25 protein-coding genes are annotated in these 20,349 nt (G+C 52.9%); 2 read left to right on the forward strand and 23 right to left on the reverse strand.

The window, feature by feature from the left end:
* From ACSEMK_RS23720 to ACSEMK_RS23830, 23 genes are all read right to left on the reverse strand, one after another.
* Nucleotides 1-1,592 (reverse strand): hypothetical protein (locus tag ACSEMK_RS23720; protein WP_435336651.1); only part of this gene is annotated, 1,592 nt, incomplete at its 3' end.
* 2 nt (nucleotides 1,593-1,594) lie between these two features.
* On the reverse strand, nucleotides 1,595-2,146 hold the full coding sequence (locus ACSEMK_RS23725; RefSeq protein ID WP_435336652.1) for a hypothetical protein: 552 nt from the start codon (nucleotides 2,144-2,146) through the stop codon (nucleotides 1,595-1,597).
* On the reverse strand, nucleotides 2,118-2,843 hold the full coding sequence (locus ACSEMK_RS23730; RefSeq protein ID WP_435336653.1) for a hypothetical protein: 726 nt from the start codon (nucleotides 2,841-2,843) through the stop codon (nucleotides 2,118-2,120). Before ACSEMK_RS23730 ends, ACSEMK_RS23725 begins: the two co-directional genes overlap by 29 nt.
* Nucleotides 2,833-3,468: a tail fiber assembly protein gene (locus ACSEMK_RS23735; protein ID WP_435336654.1), complete on the reverse strand. Its 636-nt coding sequence runs from the start codon at nucleotides 3,466-3,468 to the stop codon at nucleotides 2,833-2,835. Before ACSEMK_RS23735 ends, ACSEMK_RS23730 begins: the two co-directional genes overlap by 11 nt.
* Complete coding sequence (locus ACSEMK_RS23740) at nucleotides 3,468-5,852, reverse strand: phage tail-collar fiber domain-containing protein (protein WP_435336655.1); 2,385 nt, start codon at nucleotides 5,850-5,852, stop codon at nucleotides 3,468-3,470. Before ACSEMK_RS23740 ends, ACSEMK_RS23735 begins: the two co-directional genes overlap by 1 nt.
* A gap of 10 nt (nucleotides 5,853-5,862) precedes the next feature.
* On the reverse strand, nucleotides 5,863-6,450 hold the full coding sequence (locus ACSEMK_RS23745) for a hypothetical protein (RefSeq protein WP_348876865.1): 588 nt from the start codon (nucleotides 6,448-6,450) through the stop codon (nucleotides 5,863-5,865).
* Complete coding sequence (locus ACSEMK_RS23750; RefSeq protein WP_130965610.1) at nucleotides 6,443-7,627, reverse strand: baseplate J/gp47 family protein; 1,185 nt, start codon at nucleotides 7,625-7,627, stop codon at nucleotides 6,443-6,445. The genes ACSEMK_RS23745 and ACSEMK_RS23750 overlap by 8 nt, the downstream gene beginning before the upstream one ends.
* On the reverse strand, nucleotides 7,624-7,953 hold the full coding sequence (locus tag ACSEMK_RS23755) for a DUF2590 family protein (protein WP_032411168.1): 330 nt from the start codon (nucleotides 7,951-7,953) through the stop codon (nucleotides 7,624-7,626). The genes ACSEMK_RS23750 and ACSEMK_RS23755 overlap by 4 nt, the downstream gene beginning before the upstream one ends.
* Nucleotides 7,950-9,917, reverse strand: coding sequence for a phage tail tape measure protein (locus ACSEMK_RS23760; RefSeq protein ID WP_435336656.1), 1,968 nt, complete (start codon nucleotides 9,915-9,917; stop codon nucleotides 7,950-7,952). The genes ACSEMK_RS23755 and ACSEMK_RS23760 overlap by 4 nt, the downstream gene beginning before the upstream one ends.
* Entirely contained in the window at nucleotides 9,914-10,108 is a 195-nt protein-coding gene (locus ACSEMK_RS23765) for a DUF6890 family protein (RefSeq protein WP_373276859.1), read from the reverse strand. The genes ACSEMK_RS23760 and ACSEMK_RS23765 overlap by 4 nt, the downstream gene beginning before the upstream one ends.
* Nucleotides 10,105-10,362, reverse strand: coding sequence for a putative phage tail assembly chaperone (locus ACSEMK_RS23770; RefSeq protein ID WP_032411162.1), 258 nt, complete (start codon nucleotides 10,360-10,362; stop codon nucleotides 10,105-10,107). Before ACSEMK_RS23770 ends, ACSEMK_RS23765 begins: the two co-directional genes overlap by 4 nt.
* On the reverse strand, nucleotides 10,349-10,537 hold the full coding sequence (locus ACSEMK_RS23775) for a hypothetical protein (RefSeq protein ID WP_047043550.1): 189 nt from the start codon (nucleotides 10,535-10,537) through the stop codon (nucleotides 10,349-10,351). Before ACSEMK_RS23775 ends, ACSEMK_RS23770 begins: the two co-directional genes overlap by 14 nt.
* Complete coding sequence (locus ACSEMK_RS23780) at nucleotides 10,509-10,841, reverse strand: hypothetical protein (RefSeq protein ID WP_047043552.1); 333 nt, start codon at nucleotides 10,839-10,841, stop codon at nucleotides 10,509-10,511. Before ACSEMK_RS23780 ends, ACSEMK_RS23775 begins: the two co-directional genes overlap by 29 nt.
* Nucleotides 10,841-11,182: a M15 family metallopeptidase gene (locus tag ACSEMK_RS23785; protein ID WP_435336657.1), complete on the reverse strand. Its 342-nt coding sequence runs from the start codon at nucleotides 11,180-11,182 to the stop codon at nucleotides 10,841-10,843. Before ACSEMK_RS23785 ends, ACSEMK_RS23780 begins: the two co-directional genes overlap by 1 nt.
* Nucleotides 11,179-11,472, reverse strand: a complete 294-nt coding sequence (locus ACSEMK_RS23790) for a phage holin family protein (protein ID WP_032411153.1) — start codon at nucleotides 11,470-11,472, stop codon at nucleotides 11,179-11,181. Before ACSEMK_RS23790 ends, ACSEMK_RS23785 begins: the two co-directional genes overlap by 4 nt.
* A 9-nt stretch (nucleotides 11,473-11,481) precedes the next feature.
* On the reverse strand, nucleotides 11,482-11,937 hold the full coding sequence (locus ACSEMK_RS23795; protein ID WP_032411150.1) for a phage protein: 456 nt from the start codon (nucleotides 11,935-11,937) through the stop codon (nucleotides 11,482-11,484).
* The gene (locus ACSEMK_RS23800; protein WP_257064875.1) at nucleotides 11,934-13,061 is read right to left on the reverse strand and encodes a DUF2586 domain-containing protein; all 1,128 of its coding nucleotides are present in this window, start codon (nucleotides 13,059-13,061) and stop codon (nucleotides 11,934-11,936) included. Before ACSEMK_RS23800 ends, ACSEMK_RS23795 begins: the two co-directional genes overlap by 4 nt.
* Nucleotides 13,058-13,765, reverse strand: a complete 708-nt coding sequence (locus tag ACSEMK_RS23805) for a hypothetical protein (protein WP_141146383.1) — start codon at nucleotides 13,763-13,765, stop codon at nucleotides 13,058-13,060. The genes ACSEMK_RS23800 and ACSEMK_RS23805 overlap by 4 nt, the downstream gene beginning before the upstream one ends.
* The gene (locus tag ACSEMK_RS23810) at nucleotides 13,762-14,268 is read right to left on the reverse strand and encodes a phage tail protein (RefSeq protein ID WP_435336658.1); all 507 of its coding nucleotides are present in this window, start codon (nucleotides 14,266-14,268) and stop codon (nucleotides 13,762-13,764) included. The genes ACSEMK_RS23805 and ACSEMK_RS23810 overlap by 4 nt, the downstream gene beginning before the upstream one ends.
* Complete coding sequence (locus tag ACSEMK_RS23815) at nucleotides 14,265-14,717, reverse strand: head completion/stabilization protein (protein ID WP_257064884.1); 453 nt, start codon at nucleotides 14,715-14,717, stop codon at nucleotides 14,265-14,267. The genes ACSEMK_RS23810 and ACSEMK_RS23815 overlap by 4 nt, the downstream gene beginning before the upstream one ends.
* A gap of 96 nt (nucleotides 14,718-14,813) precedes the next feature.
* Nucleotides 14,814-15,515, reverse strand: coding sequence for a phage terminase small subunit (gene gpM / locus ACSEMK_RS23820; protein WP_141146381.1), 702 nt, complete (start codon nucleotides 15,513-15,515; stop codon nucleotides 14,814-14,816).
* Nucleotides 15,516-15,517: 2 nt separating this feature from the next.
* Entirely contained in the window at nucleotides 15,518-16,540 is a 1,023-nt protein-coding gene (locus tag ACSEMK_RS23825; protein ID WP_032411135.1) for a phage major capsid protein, P2 family, read from the reverse strand.
* Between the two features lie 60 nt (nucleotides 16,541-16,600).
* Nucleotides 16,601-17,404 carry a GPO family capsid scaffolding protein gene (locus ACSEMK_RS23830; RefSeq protein WP_435336659.1) on the reverse strand — a complete coding sequence of 268 codons (804 nt, stop codon included), beginning with the start codon at nucleotides 17,402-17,404 and terminating at the stop codon, nucleotides 16,601-16,603.
* Nucleotides 17,405-17,576: 172 nt separating this feature from the next.
* Between ACSEMK_RS23830 and ACSEMK_RS23835 the strand changes: the two genes are divergently transcribed.
* Together ACSEMK_RS23835 and ACSEMK_RS23840 are read left to right on the forward strand one after the other, a co-directional pair.
* A complete protein-coding gene (locus ACSEMK_RS23835) occupies nucleotides 17,577-19,352 on the forward strand; it encodes a terminase large subunit domain-containing protein (RefSeq protein ID WP_032411131.1) in 1,776 nt (591 codons plus the stop codon).
* On the forward strand, nucleotides 19,349-20,349 hold a 1,001-nt coding region (locus tag ACSEMK_RS23840), incomplete at its 3' end, for a phage portal protein (protein ID WP_435336660.1). The genes ACSEMK_RS23835 and ACSEMK_RS23840, both read left to right, overlap by 4 nt.

Below are 20,349 nucleotides of genomic sequence, written 5' to 3' on the forward strand. Positions count from 1 at the left end.
CCCGTATTACTGTGGGTATGGCTGGCCGTCTGTTCCGCCAGCTCCTTTAATACGTCAAGGGTATCCAGCATCAGCTGCGCCACGTTGATACTGCCGGAACCAATCCACACCACCGGCGCAATTATCTGCTGCTGAATCGCCGCCACACTTTTGCGAATTTTCCCGATCTGTTCAGTCAGATCCCCGCCAGCATGCATTGTATGATTACCGGCAATTCTGCTTTCAGCATTACCGCTGACACTGGCCAGCCAGTTCCCTTTCACCGCCTGGCTGTAATCTCCGGCGCTCACCTGCTGAATGGCACCGGCCATCAGCGTGGCGGTACCCAGCACGCGAGTGTTATCCGTGGCTTTGATTGTTGTGTCACGGCTGACCAGTTCACGGCTTTCCGTATCGGCCTTGATAACCCTGGTCATTGACGATTCATCAATGGCCTGATCGGTCTGTCTCACCCAGTCACCGGCCTGCGTAACCCGCTGTGATACTTCCGCACGCTGCTGCTGCAGCTGCTCGCCCGGTTTAATATCCGGCAGGCTGTTACCCTCCGGCACAGTCTGGCGGATAAATGGCTTATCAGGCCTGCCACCTGTGAATCCCACTTCCACCAGGGTACCTTCAGGCGGAAACTGATACATACCAGCATCATTTCCGGCCATCGGTACCGGCAGCGGCACGGCTGAATAAACCGGTGTTTGTTTATCCGGGTTGCCCTCAGCATCAAGCAACTGCACGTTAACGGCATATCGCGGGCGGAACGGATCGGCAAAATTCCCGCTGCTGACTTCTTCCGTGGGGGCAAGCACCCTGGCGAATTTTGGCAAATGAAGACCTGCAGCCAGTTCCGGGTACTGGCTTTCAATCTGGCGCTGTAATGGCGTTTTCTGCAAGGGTTCGCCGGTGGCTTTGTTGCGTGGTGTCCAGGTGACGGCCATTGTGTCATTTTCCAGATGCACGCGGGTTATGCGCTCCCCGTTCATTTCCACACCAGGCCGCAGGCTCTGAATGACCGGCAATGTCATGGAATTACCACCGGCAGCGCCCTGGCTGAATTCAGCCGGGATTGTCACGGGCTTACCCGCAAACAATGCCAGCTCCGCCCCTCCGACATAAAGACCACCATCCGGCAACTGGTACCAGATGTAATCCGTGATACCAAACGCTTTGCCCAGATTGTTCAGCAGCTGATAACCGCTGCCGCTGTGCGTAAAGTGGGGGATCGGCTTATCGGAATAACCAGCATCCGGCACGCTTACGGCGATCCCGCTGTTTTCTTCCAGCCAGGTGGCCACGCTGCGCAAAGTTGGATGTTGAAATGAACACGGCCATAATTTATCAAAGACGCCGACCAGCTCCCGGACAAACAGACGCTGAAAGCCATTTTCCGATGGTTGCGAGCGCTCCACATAACCAGTAAACCACCGCAGAATTAAATCGCTGTATCCCACATCAAGGCGCACCAGTTTCCCGGTGTAATCCTGTGTCGTCTCTGCCGTAATAAATCCGCGGCCGCAACTGTTAAGCTCCAGCACCAGGCTGGCATCCGCCAGATGAACTTCATCCCCGGAAAGGTAAAGGCGTTTTACTGGTTTCATGCTTACCCCAACGCATCATTAACCGGCTTCAGCACTTTGCGCTCAAACCACGTCATTTTTGCTTCATCCTCAGCGGCATCCTGACCGCCGCCGCCGCCCTTCCCGGCATTACCGGCCGTCTGTTTTTTGGCCGTGGTTTTGCTGGTTGCCCTGGCTTCCCGCTTTTCCTGCACACTGACATGTTCCGTCAGGGTAAATGTGACCAGCCATGACATTTTCCCGTCCTGCTGCGGTGCATCCAGCGTGCCGGTAAACGTCGCTTCACGAAAATTCACCGCCCGCGCCATTTCATGTGCAACGCGGTACTTTTGCCGCTGTCCGTCGCTGCCGGTGGCGCTGGCCAGATCAAAGATGCGTTTCAGTACTTCAGGACTTTTAAACGGAATTTCGCCCGATACGCGCAATTCCTTACCTTTAATCCCCTGCTCTGATTTGGTCGTGGCACTGGTCTGGCCGCTCTGGTCTTTATCCTGAAATTGCTGAGTCAGGGTGACGCGCATATTTTTCAGCGGGATGGCTTCCCCGTTAAGCGCCAGTGTCGGGATCGATGTCATGTATCATTCCTTTTATACCGTCCAGATTATTGCCAACCAGCATCATTGCTGCCGTATGTACGGCTGACGGTTGCGGGATATCTTTCACCATTTCCAGCAGTGTTGCGCCCAGATTGCCACTGGCCGTAAATACCCACGCTCTGGCGCTTTTCCCCTGCAGTTCATTCAGCCCGCTGGCAATATCTCCAATTATTTCATCGCGCAGCTGTGTGAAGGATTCCAGTTGCTTTTGCAATGAATCCATATCCAGTGCCTGTCCTGCCGCTTCCTGGGCTTTTTTAACCGCCGCTGCCGCCATAGCTGCCCGGCTGGTTGGCACCGACAATGGCACCGCCACCGGCAGACCGTTACCAATACCGGCAGGGATCTGCATTTTCTCCGTGGCCAGTTGCGCGGCCGACTGCGCCAGCCGCTTAACCTGCGTAAATGCCGGTGAAGGGAACACGTCAACCAGCTGATTCAGGCTACTCATGAAACTGTCATGTGCCTGGCCAGTCACCATCATAATGACCACATCCGCTTCACCGCCCGTTCCGGCCAGCTTTTCTGCCAGGTATGAAATGGCATTAACCGGACTGAGATATGCGCCGTTATCGGTCTGCTGTCCCAAGCCATATACCCATGGATGCGCTGGCACGATGGAACAGTTTATTGCCCCAACGGCATCAGTAAATGCCAGCCTTGCTTCACGCCACATATTCAGGCCTTTCCGGTAGTGAGATGTCCGGCCAGTCTTCTGGTTTAACCCGGCTCAGCTGTACGCTGTATTTTTCCCAGGCTTCCAGTAGTGCTTTTTCTTCGTCAGTGGCCAGATCGTATTTAATTGCCCGCTCAAGCTGAGTAATCACGCTGTCTGCCTCCAGCGTCAGTTGCGCCAGTTGCGCGCGGATTTCTTCAACTTTTGCAGCCCGTTCAGCGTCTTTATCTGTTACCCATTGCGTGCCATTCCAGTAATCAAATGGGGTTTGCGGGGCGGAAAATGACAACGTATCGGGTAGCTCTCCCATTTCCGTGATAACTTCCGGCTGGCCGGTTACAGTGCTGTAGGCTACATGCCCACGGTAATCCGGCACGATTTCCCACGCCGCATTGTCAGCGGTGCGGCGCACAGCCTGCTTATCAGTCGCCGGCAGTTTTGGTGCATCGACATATGCGCCCGCAGCCAGGCTTACACCTTCCTGAAGGTAATCTGAACGAGCGCCGGTATATTCACGCGTATGAATGTCCATGTTATAGGTTGTTATCCAACCGGCATGAATAGAAAAACCATCCTCACCAATAACGGCTTTAGGTATTGATAGTGAATATTTTGATGTAGCCATTATGCTGCTCTCACAATGTAATTTACGGATACGTTTACCGGGCGGGTTTCACGCTGCGCTTCGGTTTCCTGTTTTACGTTATAGTTACCATCTGAATCAGTACCTACTCTGCCCGGACGCCCTGTATCACGTCCGGCATAATTACCCCAGTCACCACGCCCGATTGCTGAGGCTGGCGCTTGTCCCCACTGGAGATCGCCAAGATTACGATTAGGATCAATACCCCGCCCCGAATCTTTGCCGCGCAGAAATACCCCTCGCAAATCGGGCAAAACACCTTTTGGAAATACCAGTGCCAGCCAGGGGAAAAGCGTTTTATTAAATCCGGCACCATTACAAAGCAACCAGCCAGCCGGGGGCGTTTCACTCAGCCACGCCACAATCGCACCGGCTGGGGACATATCAGAACCATTAACGTAAAAGCGGCCATCATGGCGAAACTCAACCCAGCTATCACGGCCTGCGCTTCGTGTATGAATACAGGTGGCCGCATATTTTGAGATATTCTCCAGAAAATAAATTTCTGAAATTAAATCTCCGTTCCCCTTAAGGGCGATGCCTTTTGTTTCGTTATAATTATTTCCTGCATCGCTATATGAATAGATGCCTTTCTTATTAATAAAACCGGTGCTATTAATCGTCGTATCTTTTAGCGTCGTAGCACCGTTAACCGTCAGACCTTTATTATCCAGTACCGCCTGGGTGATAACTTTTGGATTAGCCCCCTGATTTTCCTGCTCACCGTAACAAAGATCCCCTTCAAGATTTACCCCCAGGCGTTTCATGTTCATGCCCTGAAGCTGAAAGCCGATTGATAAGTTTGCGGTGGATGTCGGGCGGCTTAAAACCAGTGGTGTATGCTGCACCCCCGTTATGGCCACAGACTGTTCAGTGGTTACAGCGCTGGGATTATTAAAAACCTGCTTCGCTGTCCAGGTATTTGCCCTGTTCAAAAGCGGAATTTTTCCACCGCTGGTTCCGGTATCAGCATCCGTCAGAAGGGTTTTCCGGCTGGCCGTGAAACTATTTGCTGGTTTATTAGATGTCCATGCATTTGCCCCCATTTTACTGTCTACGACAGGGCCACTTATAAAAACGCCATCGCCTGAAATTGATTCCACCCGCATGGCAACACCGCTCCACCAACCACCGGAAGCATTCAGATAGATATCAAACATCCCAGCAGCAGCTGCAGGCGCGGCAACAACGCGCAGTGGAGAATCTGAACCGTTATCAATAGCACTATGCCGAATATAGGTATCAATATTCGCGGCGGTCATGTTGGCGACACCCCGACAGCTTACTGATATTTGCTCAACGTTCTGTACTGGCCTGCCATAATTGCCGCTACCAAACACACTTATCTGAAAATAACCGGATGTCGAACCACAGTCTTTAATAGTGGCAATTTTAATAAATGAACTATTGCCATTTGTAATAACGGGCAAGGCGATAACAGGCTGGATAGCATCGCCCCGCTTCGTATCCACATTTCCTTTCGCGTCCGGCCTGATATTATCAACCGATTTCACGGCTACGCGTTCAACCTGCGAACCTTTCGGACGTAAATCCGTGATGTTTCCGTTGGCATCAATACTGGCCAGCGCAAACACATGATGTTTAACACCGTTTTGCTCATAGTCCGCCAGGCTCGCCGCTACCGTGGCTTTAGTCTGCACTTCCCAGGCACTGGTAAACCCACCTGTCCAGCACACATCCAGCCAGACTTTAACGGGCTTTGCAGCAACCGTAATATTTTGATTTGCGGCAAGCTCCGCACGCAGCCCGGCAACATACCCCGCGCCTTTCGTCACAAAATACTGATTGCCGGATTTACCAACCAGCCAGCCATCGCCAAAGAATGCGGCAGCGCCATAAATATCAGTATTTTCCAGGCGCTGCCGCTCATCCATTCCGGCCATTCTGGCGGTGAAGTCTATCTGCCAGGTTTCTGCTGGCGTATTGATTGACGTTTCAGCCTGTGCGCCGTTGTACTCCATCAGAAATGAACGGGTTAATACGTTACCCTGCTGCCCTTCTTTCGTTTTCAGTTTCTGCTGTAGTGGCGCATGTACAATCATGGCCAGCGTACCGCTTGCCTTGTTAATCAGACCGATCCAGTTAAACGAAAAATCGCCTACGTCTGCGCCCAGCACAACGGAATGCACTACGGCGTTTTCATTCACCACACCTTTACGCGTGACTGCCTCGCGGTAAACAATCTGGCCAGCCGGTGGCAGCTTTTCGTTGCGGTCAATCGGCCGTGTCGGATCAAGGCCTGGCACGTTGGCAAAAATGAACTCATCCAGCATGACAGGTTCACCGGTACTTCCCTGCTGCGCTTTCCACTGTTCAAACGCCTGCGTGATAACGGTTTGCGACATATTTAACTCCTTATATGCTCGCGCTGAAAAAAGTATTACTGGTTAGCGTTCCGGCAATCCTCGCCGGGTAAACCACATATTCCCCCTGATCCCATCCCGCCCGGATTAACAGGCTTTCCGATGTAATCACTTCAAACTGATAACGGCGGCAGGTTCGCCCGTACTGGCGGATAATCTGGATCATCAGCTGCGTGTTGTCGGCTATCTGGCTGTCTGAAACGCGCACCAGAATCACATCCCAGTCGATACCCGGCTGGCGCTCCAGTAGCTCGACGTATCCGATACCCAGCCGATCAAAGATGTTGATGAATCCCTCCACTGAACCGGCATCCGCGGCATTCACAAACGCATACGCCACGCGCTTACGGAACAGGTTCAACGGCTCGCCATTCAGGCGCGGAATATCACGGTCATACGCCATCAGGTTTAACATCGGTTCACTGCAGGTCAGCGGATCAAACTGCGCCAGCGGCCAGGTTATCCAGCTGTATACCTCTGCCCAGAAACGGCGCAATGCATTCAGCAGCTTTGCCGGTTCCCCTTTATTCATCCAGAAAGGCAGCGCCAGCGCGGCCAGTTTCTTCATAAAATCAGTCATCATGCAGACTCACTGTCAGCGAATTCAGGCGCGGAACATCAAGCCCGCTGGTAATGTCCCGTAACGAAAACTCGATAGAATCTGTCTGCGGGAAAGCCCTGTGTAACTCCCTCCCCAACTGGGAAAAAGAGAAGCGGGAATATGGCCACGTTTTTTTCACATCAAAATCCGCGTTTTCACGGAACGCACAGCGGATCAGATTTTCCACGCCCGATTTCAGCGCGTTCACTTCGTCGTCAGTCATATTGCTGACGCTCGGCACGTATACGCTTACCGCCAGATCGTGGCGTGTCTCTGGCATGGCAAAACACTGCATATCGTCGCCGTGGCCGTGGTGGCCTTGTGTGTTGATGTAGTCATTCACAGCATCAATAAACGGCGCGGAGGCCACACCGGTATCCAGCAACAGATAGCTGTTTGCCGTACCTGGTCCCCGTGGCGCTTCATGCTCAAAAAAAATGCGGTCAATACTCAGCCCGGCAACCTGGGCAATCATCGAACGGTAAACCGCATCAGTGTGATAATTACCCACCAGATTGAACTGGTTGCGGCAGCGCTCGCGCAGTTCATCATCACTTTCTTCATCGGCTCCCGGCTTCGTCAGCCAGTCTTCCTCACTGGCCACCTGGCTGATACCATCCACGGCTACAGGCAAAATCCGGTAATACCCCGGTGCCAGGTTATACGCACCGCCTGTTCCGGTTGCTTTGACTGCCACCAGGGCGCTGGCCACACCGGAGGGGATCACCACATCGGCCACCGTGGCCAACACATATACACGGCCATTAATACGCTCAGTCTGTACCAGCGTGCCTGCCTTTACGGTGGTGGTAGCCTTTGCATCGGTTTTGAAGAAGCGGATCACCCCCTCGGCAGCGGTGGCTGGTTTTGCGGTCACATTTACCGCCCATGCCAGCAAACGCAGCATCTTGCCGCCTGCCGTCGCCACGTACATATTGGTAAGCACGACCCCAATAAGCGCATCTTTCAGCCACATGACCGGCGCGGTCACTATCGCTGTGACCAACCGCCAGAAAGGTGACATACGGGATGTGTTAGTGATCAGCCCTTCGCCAGCCACGATGGCGTTAAAACGCGCCTGCACATCGTCTTCCGTGACCGGCATTCCGCTGTCTTTCAGTACTTCTTCAAAATCAACCTGCGGCTTTTCCGTCATACATCCACCTGATAAGCAATACGGCCAAAATCATATGTGCTGGCTGTCACCCATAATCGCTTCGGGCTTTCTTCACTGATTTCCACGGTACCAGGCACAATGCGTTCATCTTCTTCCACCAGTAATTCAAGCTGGGTAAAAATATCGGCTCGCATTGTCGGACTTCGCTCTGCAATTAATCGGGTTGCCAGCCCACTTTCCAGAATGGAATGGACAACATCCTGCCCAATACTTTGGCGGTTATTACATAATTCAGGTTCATTACCCACATTCAGAACAAAATCACCATTCTGGATCAGTAAGTCGATATAAAGGTTTTCACTCATCCGTTAAGCTCCTGCCATTCCATTAATTTACCCGGCGAAAGCGTTTCTTTCGGATAAATATTTACCGTGTCAATTTTCTTACTGTTATCTGTTACCGATTTGGCATTACTGTTAATGGATTTACTGATACCGCCGCGCTCAATACCTTTTAACTCGCCACCAGTAGATAACGTATTCGACGTTAACGGTGGCGGGCTTTCTGCGGCCATAGAAATATCCACACCGGGAATTTTATTTAACTTCCCTACAATCCAGTTCCATGATTTAAGAAAACCGCCTTTGATAACCTGCCAGACATTATCAAACATTGAGATAATACCGCTGGCCATACCGCCAAGCGCCTGCGTCGGTGAAAAGCCGGTCAGAAGTGCAATAAAACTATTCCAGCCATCTTTAATAAATTGCCAGGCGCTGGAAAAAATACCCGCCAACCATGTAACCACCCCGGCTACAACCTTAAAGGCTTCGGTATTCATCACGGCCGCTTTTACCGTATCCCAGTGCTTAATCAGCAGATAACAGCCTGCGGCCAGCAGGGCAATGGCACCAATGACAAGCAGGATCGGCCAGCTCATGAAATTAATCGCCGCACCAGATAATACTGCGGCCATTCTTACCGCCAGTAAAATCCCCCGCAATGCGGCCAGAGAAGCATTCCAGACAACCACCGCTTTCTGTGCCAGCCACAAAGTGGCTGTATAAATTGTTGTGACGGAGGCCAGGACACGCCAGATCCCCGCCAGCCCTAACATGATAAATTTGGATACGCCCATAACGATGTTTACCGTTGCGCCCACGACGGCAAAACTTAGCAACGCCATCGAGGCATACCCAACTACACGGGCGATATTGGGAAACATCTGCATCCAGCGGGCAAAAGTCTGCCCCATATCCGCCAGGCGGTTTAATAATGGATACAACACCGGGATCAACGTCAGGCCAATGACCGTCTTGATTGCCTGCAGGATGGCAACGAAGCGATCCCAGGGTTTTACCATCTTTGTGGCCATTTCCTGGGTACGCCGCAGGCCATCTGCCCCGCCCAACTCCGTAATATTTCGCTGTAACAACGCCACATTGCCATACAGCTGTTTCACCACGGCGGAACTGTCACCAAAAGCGGCATCCAGTTCCGCCTGCGCTTTCAGGTTCCCTTCCAGGCTTTTGCCGTATTTGCCCTGCAGCTTGATCAACATTTCCGGCATGGACAACATTTTGCCGGTGGCATCAGTGAACGACAGCCCCAGCTTTTTAGCGCCATCAATGGCACCCGTCATAAAACCTTCATAAGCGCTGCTGGCTTCCGTACCCAGTGTGCGGCTTAATTGCCCCAGTACGGCCAGCTGTTCATCCAGCCCCACGCCATAGTTGGTACCCACGCCGCGCGCCCCTTCCATCAAATCCTTGATAGTGGCCATTTCCGTGCCAAAGGTTTTGCGCATGTACACCATTTTCCCTGCCAGCTGCTCGGCAAACTGGACTTTGCCCAGGCGCTCCGCCTCTGCTGAGAAATTGCCATACATTTGCCCCATAAATTCTGCCGTGTCTGCAGCAGTGGATTTCAGGGCAAACGCCAGTGTATTGGCAACTTTTGTCACCTTCGGCAGCTCATTGCCGGTCAGCCCGGCAATGGATGCGTTAATGCTTTCGGTGGATTGCACAAACTCCACCGCGCTGGCACCGTAGGTCGTGCTGAATGCCAGCGCATCCCGCTGCACGGTTTTCAGGACAGAACTACCAATGCCTTTTGCCGCGGCATCGGTCAGCGCGTCATACATTTCAATTGCCGGTGATAATGCGCCTTTAATGGCCATCCCCGCGCCCGCCAGCGCCAGCACACCGCCACCAATACGCATAAATGCCGCATTTGATTTTTCAGCAAAGCCGGTGACATTGTTCTGCACCTGTTTTAACGGGCGCGATAATTTATCAATCAGGCTTAATGTAAAATCTAACTGTTTCATTCTGTGCCTTTAAATGCGGTACTGATTCCGTTAGCAATGGCAATATGCATATTTTCCCAGTGACGATTATCAAGCCATATCGCGGCTGCAATATCATCTATGGAATCATTACCCTGCGGTAAATAGTGGCGACGTAAAATTAAATACTGGTCGAGTCCGTTATTTTCAATAGAACGAACTCGCTTACTCAGTTTTTTACTTCAATTTCCAGCTCAGGCGCATAAATTTCATTCACCTTTCCGGCTAACTGGATTGCTGCCCCCGGACGTTTCAGAATATCTTCCAGCGCATCTTTACTTTCTGCCGCCACAATACGGGTCAGGTAGTTATGTGCGGGCGCAACTTTATTATCCATTGCCATTTCGTTAATGAATTTGTTGTATGCCGTTTGGTTGGGTTCAAAAATAACAGGTGTACCACAGACCACTAATTTAATTTGTTCCATTTAATATATTCTCTCGTAAATTAATTTCATCAATTAACTGGTTATGACGTGCCGCACACTGGCCGTACATTTCCAGATAAAGGGTTAACAGTTCTGCTGCGTCTTTACCCTGCGTGCCCTTCAGGCGCGGCAGCTGCACGGCGCATTTAGTTTTCAGGTTTTCCTGATAACGCACGTTCTGTGCTGGCGGTGGCATCGTTGTACATGCTGACAAAATCAGCAGACAGGCACACGTTAGTAAACACCGGCTTAACCACTTCCGTGCGAATTTCACGCGGTGGCGCATTCTTTAAAGCCTCCAGCTTTTCTTCCAGTTTTCGCCCGGATGCGCTGGCCACACTGGCCAGCTGCGTGCCGGTGGCAGTGGCTGTTTTACGGATAGCCAGATCAACACTGTCACGCTGCCAGCTGGCAACCTTCCAGCCGCAGGCAAACGCCATCATGGCCAGCATCACCACACCCACCGTCAGCTTATCCATCAGCGCACCCCGTTATGTTCCAGGCTGAAGTGGTTTCCGTCCGGGTTAGACCTGAAGCGTCCGCCCCAGCTACCGCCCAGCTTTTCCCAGTATTCACCCAGCCGCAGGTAATCTTCCGTGCGGGTTTTATACTCGCCCTTCACAAACAGATTAAAATCAACAGCCAGCCGCTGGGTATGGAGGCTATTGGAAATACCGCTGCCTTTCTTTGCGTTCAGCGCCGCTTGCTCAGGCGTGCGATACGCTTCACCAAAGGTCAACTGCATACCGTTTGCATTTGCATACTGGATTAACAATGCAATCATCGACGTAAATCGTTGTTGCTTTTCGCTTAGTGTCACTTTCTGCCCCCCTTACCTAAAAAATCAATCCCCTTGCGACGCAGCCAGGCTTCAACGCCATTCAGGCCGAGAATCCCCAGTGCGGAACCAAACCCGGCCAGTGCCAGGGGGTGGATATCCGGAACAAAGTACAACGCCACCCCTGCAGCCACTGACAGGGCGCTGCCGACAATGACACGCCCCGCAACCAGGCGCAGGGTTATTGGTTCCCCGCTGTTAAGCATCTTGCCCAGCGCAATCAGCGCCCCCATCACCGCCAGGGCGATAAACCCCTTTTCATAGTCCTGCATCCCTGCCCCTTATCCGATCAGGTTTTCCGTGGCTTCCGGCTCCAGATACGGAACACCGTTGATGTTGATAAACTTCGGACTGGTCACGAAGTACTTGATTTTGTGCGTGGCCACCGTGCCACCTTTTGGATCAATATCCAGCAGGTTGCTGACCTGCAGCTTATTGCCGAACGTTTCCACCTTCATTTCCTCGCTGCCGGCTTTCGCGTAGAAAAGGAAATCCACAGCCGGGATGCCCCGCCATGAACCCGCTGCGCGGGCTTTTGCGGTCAGTACCTTCATCACTTTGGAACTGACTTCAATTTCACCCTCAGCCGACACATCACCGTCCACATGGCCATCCGGCACACCACGCGTCTGCGCGGCGGCGCTGTTATCGGTGATATCCAGTGAAATTTTCTCGATATGGATCAGATCACCATCCAGATAGACATCAAACGACATCCCCGAAATACGCTTACTCATGCGGCAGTCTCCAGGCTGGCATCCAGCATCAGATTGATCGTAATCTGCAGCGGCACTTCATACGTGCGCACCACAATGTAAATATCCACCGCTTTCTTACTCTTCCACACAATGGCCACATCACCATCCTGCGGCGGCTTCACTTCGCCCGGAAACGCCACGCCATTGATGCTGGCGGCGGTGGACATCTCGCGCAGTGGCTTCATGAAAAGTGACTGGTGCGCCTCGATACTGCCCGGCGTGCTGTTCAGCGAGCGATCACCGATCTTGCCGATAGCCAGGAGACGGATACGACGCGCAGCCTTATCGGCAATGCGTAGCGTTTCAATGGACTGGTAATCCCCCCCTTCCACGTCCAGGGTACGTCCATCTGCCCAGTAAAAGCCGTCATAGTCCGGGTACCACATCGGCACGCTGTAGCGCTGCATTTCCAGTGCCTGCAGCGTGGCCAGCTCCAGAACTTCACCGGTGCCGTCCACCGGCAATTCATCACTCCCCAGATCAAGCAGTGCGCCGGTCTGGACTCGCGCCGGGCTGTCAGCAATGGTCACTGCACGATTACATAACCGGCCAGCAAGCACGCCCGGCTCATGGCCAAACAGGCGCGGTACCAGCTGCACCGCTTTTTCCGCAATGCCATCCTGCAGCGTGGAAGCGCGTGCCAGGTAATCAGCCTGGCTTTCCTTGTCCTGCATGCCCTGTACCGCAAGCAGGAACCACACCCAGCGGCCAAACTTCGCGATCAGATCCGCCCGCAGTGCAACCGCCTGATTAATTGCCTCTTTAGTGGAAATATCGTCTGACAGCACCACCCCTTCCACGGAACACGATACCTGCGCAGCCTTAACGGCTTTCACCCATGCATCCGCCTCCGCATCGGACGGCAGCACATGCACGAACCCCCACCAGTTCTGCCCGGCGTTTTTCATCGCGGCCAGCACGTCACCTTTCAGCGGGCTGTCACCTTCACCCAGCAATTTGTCAAAATCACTCTGGGTATTAACCGCCAGCGTCTTACCCATATTTACCGCGCCCTTGCCGACAAACAGCACGCAGCGTTCCACCTCACTGGTTTCCCCCTGCAGCTGATTCAGCTGGTTAACTCCTACATTTGGCCAGGTCATGTTCTCCCCCTGATATCCTGCGCATTTACATCCCAGCCAAAGCCAATGGCCTGCAGCTGCCGTGCCAGCGCCTTGTTAAATTCATCCTCCCCCATACCCAGAAACACACGGGCAGGCAGATCAATTGTCCAGCTCGTTTTCACCGCCTTGCCGCTGAGTTTTCGTATCAGCAACCCCGCCTGGCTGTAAGGCATGGATGTGGTGATTTCGCCCAGGGTTGGCTTTTTCCAGCGCTTCCCCCGGCGCACCCGGTACCCCAGGGCGCGTAATTTCTTTGCCTGCGCCGCCGTGGCCATCTTTGCGCCCCCGTCCTGCCGTGGCTGGCTGGCACGACTGACACGAACACGCATCCCATTTTGCTGCGAGTAACCCACGGTGCCTGCGGGTACCGGTGTATCCCCGTTCCGGTAGCCTCCACCCTGCAGATAAATCCGCACAGCCTGCATTTCGGGCATTTCCCGGATATGCAGCAGTTTTGGCATATTGCGCAGCATCTTCCCTTTACGGCGCGTTTTCCTTCCCGGCCAGGCGCTTCCCTCCGGTGATTCCTGATTGCGCACATGGCGTTTTGCGGCGGCGATAACGCCGTATTTGGCCATACGCCACAACAACCGCTGGCGCTTCTTCGGCGGCAGCTCCATTGCTGCCAGTGCCTTGCGCAGCGCAGCCAGTTGCGCTTTGTTCAGCTCGCCGCCCGCGATCACTCTTCCACCCCGATAGGCGCACCGGTTTCATCCACGCCATAAACGCTGGCGTGGATCGCCGTCCAGATTTCAGGATTAACCAGTGACCAGCGCTCACCACGCCACGGAATAGCGCCGTTTTCATCCTGCTTAATCACCAGCTCTTCCGCCATTGGTACGCTCAGCACTACGGTGGCGGTTTCTTCATCCTCCACAGATACATCCCACTGCGGATCGGCTTCCGTTACCCCGATTTCGTCAAGCAGTTCCCGATCCGCCTCGTCCAGCCATGCTGCCAGCAGTGACATCAGCAGTTGCGGCGGGCAAAGTCGGTACGGGAAACGCGCCCAGCTCAGTACCGCGTCATAACGGATAACGGCCTGCCGGTATTGCCCCAGCCCTAAATCCCTGGCAGCGGGAATGAATTCCATTTCATCAAGCACGCTATCAAATGACTGCATCGCCCGTGGCGGGACATTCACCTGAAAGAAAGCGGTCAGGTTTTCCAGTTGTGTCTGGCTCATACTTTTTTCACCGTTGCCCGTTTAAGTCCTTTCATACGGCGGATCACCACCGATGCTTCCGCCAATAGCCCCGCACGCGTTTCCAGGCTTTCCTGCCCCGGATGCGTTTCACGCCGTCCGATAGTGGCAAACTCCCCCAGTAAATCGGCCTTTGCCCTGGCAAAAACAGCCTTTGTGTACTGGGCGCACAGGCTGTTCAGCCCGCCCATGCTTACCCCCGGCACTTCCGTGGCCTGGGCATATCCCTTTGCCTGCCAGTCAGATTCAACCCGCTCCAGCTCAGCATTGACCTCTGCGACGGCTGCGATCAGCGCCTGCGCGATGGTATCCGCATCGATATCAGCAGGCAGTGACCGCTGCGCCTGAAAATCTTTCAGATTCAAATCAGGCCAGAAGCCGTTATTGGTCAGCGGTTCATCCTGATAATCCAGCGGCTTGCCACTAAACATATATCCCCCGAAAAAGGCGGACTGTCCGGTTTCCACGGCGCAGTTGTACGGTCTGTACGCTGCCCTCCACCGCGTCCGCCTGGCTGTCGGTAGTCTTTAAACCTGCGTTAATTTGCGCAGACGTGCGGCGATGGTCTGCCGGGCAGTTTTCACACCAACCCTGAAATAATGCCGCTCTGCAATAGCCAGCAGTTGATCGGCCTTTTCCAGTGTGGCCACGTCATCCACGCCCGCCGCCGTTTTCTGGCCATCCTCCCCGCGCAACAGCTCCAGCCCGGCAAACTTGAACCATTTGGCTGTCACCTGCTCATGTAAGCGCCAGGTGTTAGCCACACGGTCAAACGTGCGGGAAAAATACGGCTCAATACTTTCCCCACGCCCGGCTGACTCTTCCGCCCAGGCCAGCATGGTATCCGCCACAAATGTGGGGAAGTTGCTGCGCAGACGGTCTGGTGTGGCCTGCTGCTGGCTGATTGCGATATCTGCCCAGTCCAGCGCCTTATCCAGCTCGCCCACGTCAAACAACCAGATAACGCACCATGCCAGTACCGGGTTTGCATAGACCTGCCCGCTGGCCAGATAGGCTTCAACGGTTGGCATCCAGCGCGGCAGCAACACATCACGCTTAAACGCAACACGATCTGGAATAAACTGAATACTTCTGGCCTGCGCCACATCCTTTTCCAGCGCAGCAATCAGGATGTGCATGCTTTCGCTGCTGTCCACCGCCTGGCTCTGTTTCAGGCGCTGTTCCGTGGCAATACGCTGGCTGTGCCGCTGTGCGGGAGAAAGTGCCATGCTTAACCCTCCACAGGTTCGGTCACTTCACCGATGGTGACGGCTGATTCATCGATCGCCGCATACAGCTCCGGCACTTCAATCGCATATCCCTCATTACGCAGATAGCTGTTTTCAAACTGTTTGCGATCATCTTCAAAGCGGGCTTTACGCTGACGCGTATTACGCTGGGTATAGATATGCAGGTTAGAAAGCGGTGTCACCACCATGCGCTTACCCGGCATAAACGGCGGAATAATCGCTTTACGGCCTGCAATAGTGCTACCCAGCATCTGCGCCGCAATCTTCTCAGTCGGACGATCAGCCGCCTGATACAGTCGGTATTGTTCCGCCGCCACCAGGTCAGCACCAACCAGCACTACAAGGCGCGGGTCATTACGAAACTGCGCAGGAATTTTGGCGTTAATCAGATCGGAGGCCATTGCATCCAGTGACTTGTAATCCCCGGCCTCATCCAACACGACCTTATCTGTCATAATCTGGTTGCCACCCAAAAGCGTTTTCATGCGCTCATGCCAACCGATGTTCACGTCCTCGCCATTGGGGTTAGCTTCTGGATCGGTGGTTTTAGCGCGGCTCTGGCCATTAAAACCAATGCGCAACATATCGAGCGCAAAAGCCTGGGTGGTAAATGCCTGCACCAGATTAAAGAATTCATTTTCTTCTTTTCCGGCGTTCGCCCAGACAGAAAGCAGATCCCAGCGCAGTGCAGCGCAGCTGTCTGTTTCAACCAGCGAATAGTCATTACCATCCACGCCTACCTGCTGCACAAAACGCCCGGTAGCACTACGCCCGGTATGCAGTCTGGAATTACCAACGGAAATAACCTGGCCACTCAGCTGGTCAACGTCCAGACAGGTGATCATGTTCAGGAATTCCACGGATTCCAGCATGGCGAGACGTAAATCATTTTCCTGCGGGTCATTCAGGGAAAAATAACGACGGGTATCCGGTGCGCCTAATTGCTGCGCCATCCCCGCCGAGTATTTATCCAGTAAATCCCGCGCACGGTTATTAAGGTGCATAAAACTCCCTCGCATTTAAGCGATATAAAAATTATTCGGTGTTAATTGACGTACTGAAAGTTACAGGAATTTAAAGCTGCCCGGCTTATCCTTGATATTACGTCCCTGAGTACGGCTTGACTTACCACCCAAATCACTGAAGCGTTTAACGATATCTTTTGCATTATCACGAATAACAGAAAACTCTTCTGTATCCACTACTTCTGCAATGGTATCAACATCGTCTTTTACATCACCCAGCTGATTTTCAATTTTGGCTACACGACCTTCCAGCTCATTAAGAGCATTGGCCAGCGCCTGCAATTTATCATCATCCGGCGACGGGCTTTCGCCTGGATTCTCTTCTTCAAATTTCGGTTTAATACCAAATAATTTCTGCCAGTTCTTCATTCTTTCTTCCTGTTTAATTTTACCGTCGCGGGAAATTACGCAACTGTAATATCCCTGTCTCGTTAATTTTTTGCGCCGACTGCTAAAGCGCAGCCGTGTGGTGCCAACGCTGGCCGGAGTATCTGTCACCGCCAGCCCTTTCAGGTAAGTACGCCCACTGCCGCGCCAGTTCTCTTCCGGCTCAATTGAAAAGAACAAAAGCTGGTCTTCATGGTTGGCAAAGATAAGGCGCATATTCGGGCACAAGCTGACAAACAGCCGCGCTAGCCCATCGTCGCCATCGTGCCAGGTGGCTTCCAGTACTTCACCAAAATTACCGCAATCATCTTCATGTTCTGGCCAGATTAAAGCGACATAGTGGTTATAGTTGTAGGTTTCCCCCATATCGATAATCCACTGTCTTTTAATCTCCCTGCCGTCTACGGTATCCCCTTCTGTAGCAACACACAGCCAGTCAGTTTTTAAATGCGACACATATTCCCTCCCCTGCCGATTAACTGATTTCCTGCTGTGATTCCAATTATTGCCGGATTGCAGAAAGCACGCACTCGACTTAATTCTGGTTAATTCGGATAACCGCCCTTTGCCGAACAGGTACGAATTAACACCACCGTTTTTTCGTCATAGCCGCGGCATAATTAAATCTATGGCTAAATACTCTGAAGAATTAAAAGGCGTAGTACGGGCGCTGTATTTGCGTCGCTATACGCCAAAAGAAATTGCATCTGAATTAAATCTGCCGAATGCGCGGATCGTTTACTACTGGGCGGAGAAATACAGCTGGGCTGATTTGCTCAGCCATGAAAGTACTGAAGAGGCGATTGAACGCCGTTACCAGTTGCTGGCCGGGCGCGATAATAAAACCGATCTCGACCTGAAAGAGATGGATTTACTTATTGCTCATGCCACTAAACTGCGAGCGCAAAGTAATAAACATAAAGAAAAGATGCTGGCAAACCGTGGGAACGGGCAAGCAGCTGCGGCGCAAGACAGCGACGATGGCGAACCCCGCAGCAAACGCAGGTACAAGAAAAACGATATTTCATCGCTTACCCAGGAGGATTTTGACACCTGGGCGGAGGAACATCTTTTCGGCTACCAGAAACACCTGCGCCAGAATATTGGTCAGGCGGTGCGCAATATCCTGAAAAGCCGCCAGATCGGGGCAACCTGGTACTTTGCTTACGAGGCATTTGAAAATGCGGTCATGACCGGCGATCCGCAAATTTTCCTGTCAGCGTCCAAAGCCCAGGCAGAGGTTTTTCGCTCTTATATCGTCAATATCGCCGAGCAGTATTTTGGCATCACACTAACCGGCAATCCGATCCGTTTAAGCAACGGCGCGGAATTACGTTTCCTTTCCACCAACAAAAACACCGCCCAGTCCTACAGCGGCCACCTGTACTGTGACGAATATTTTTGGGTACCGAACTTTGCCAGGCTGAATGAAGTGGCCAGCGCGATGGCCACACACGATAAATGGCGCACCACCTACTTTTCCACTCCATCCGCCAAAACGCACCAGGCTTACCCGTTCTGGACTGGCGAGGAATGGAAACAGGGCAGTAAAAAACGCGCGGCTATCAAATTCCCGTCATTTGACGAAATGCGCAACGGTGGCCGACTCTGCCCCGATGGCCAGTGGCGCTATATCATTACGATGGAAGATGCGATCGCCGGTGGCTTTAATCTGGCCAGCATCGAGAAGCTACGGAACCGCTACAACGAAACTACATTCAACATGTTGTATATGTGCGTTTTCGTGGACAGCCAGGATTCCGTTTTCAGCTTTTCCGACCTGGAAGCCTGCGGCGTCGAAATTGAGACGTGGCAGGATCACGACCCCAACGCCGCCCGGCCATTTGGCAATCGTCCTGTATGGGGTGGTTTTGACCCGGCACGCAGCGGCGATTTGTCCTGCTTCGTCATTATTGCCCCACCTGAACTGGCCGGAGAAAAATTCCGCGTACTGGCGGTGTTTAACTGGAAAGGCATGAACTTCCGCTGGCAGGCAAAGCAGATAGAAAGCCTGTTTAAAAAATATAACTTCACTTATCTGGGTGTTGATGTCACCGGCATAGGCCAGGGCGTTTTTGACAATATCCAGCACTTTGCTATGCGCGTGGCCGTGCCTATCCGCTACGACCTGAACACCAAAAACCAGCTGGTACTGAAAGCCGCGGATGTGGTCGAAAGCCAGCGTATCGAGTGGGATAAAAACCTGAAAGAGATCCCGGCCAGCTTCATGGCCATCCGACGCACAACCACGCAAAGCGGGAATGCCATGACCTTTGTCGCAGACCGCAGCCCCGAAACTGGCCATGCAGAATCGTTCTGGGCGATCACGCACGCCCTGCATAACGAACCGCTTAACTATGAAAACAAACCAAAATCCCGCTGGAGAATGAAGAAGGCAGCATGACGAAAAAACGATATAACGCCCGGAATAAGCGCGGCGACAAAGCAAAAAAAATGAGCATCATTTCTTTTGGTAAACCGGAACCTGTACTGACTACCGGCACGGATTACCGGGATATCTGGTACGACAATGCCGCCGACCATTTTACCCAGCCTATTGATCGGCTGGCGCTGGCACAGCTGATTAACCTGAACGGCCAGCACGGTGGCATTATTCATGCCCGTAAAAATATGGTGACGGCAGATTATCTTGGCGGTGGTCTCACGGATGATGAACTGGAAGCGGCCGCATTTGATTATCTGACGTTTGGTGATGTGGCCATTGCGAAAATCCGCAACGGCTGGGGAGACGTTATCGGCCTGGAACCTCTTCCCGGCCTTTACCTGCGCCGCCGCAAAGTCCGGGATGATGATCGTAATGTGCCTGGTGATTACGTGGTACTGCAGGAAGGGGAACCGCTGGTATTCCCTGAAGAAGACATCATTTTTATCAAGATGTATGACCCGCAGCAGCACATTTATGGCCTGCCGGACTATATCGGCGGCATTCATTCCGCCCTGCTGAACAGTGAAGCGGTGATTTTTCGCCGACGCTACTACCACAATGGGGCACATACTGGCGGCATCCTGTATACCCGTGACCCCAGCATGACGGATGAAATGGAAGAAGAGATTGAACAGCAGCTGCGTGACAGCAAAGGGATCGGGAACTTCTCCACCATTCTGGTAAATATCCCTGGCGGCGATGGTGACGCCATTAAATTTATCGAAATGGGGGATATTTCTGCAAAGGATGAATTTGCCAGTGTGAAAAATATCAGTGCGCAGGACATTCTGAACGCTCACCGCTTCCCGGCCGGGCTGGCAGGTATTGTGCCGCAGAATACCGCAGGACTGGGCGACCCTGAAAAAGTGGAACGCACCTACAAAAAGAATGAAATTCGCCCCATTCAGCGACGCATGGCCAAAGCAGTGAACAATGATCCGGAAATTCCGGCGCA

The sequence above is a fragment of the Klebsiella sp. K-3 genome, assembly GCF_051207495.1.
In the GTDB taxonomy this organism is placed as follows: Bacteria; Pseudomonadota; Gammaproteobacteria; order Enterobacterales; family Enterobacteriaceae; genus Klebsiella; species Klebsiella aerogenes.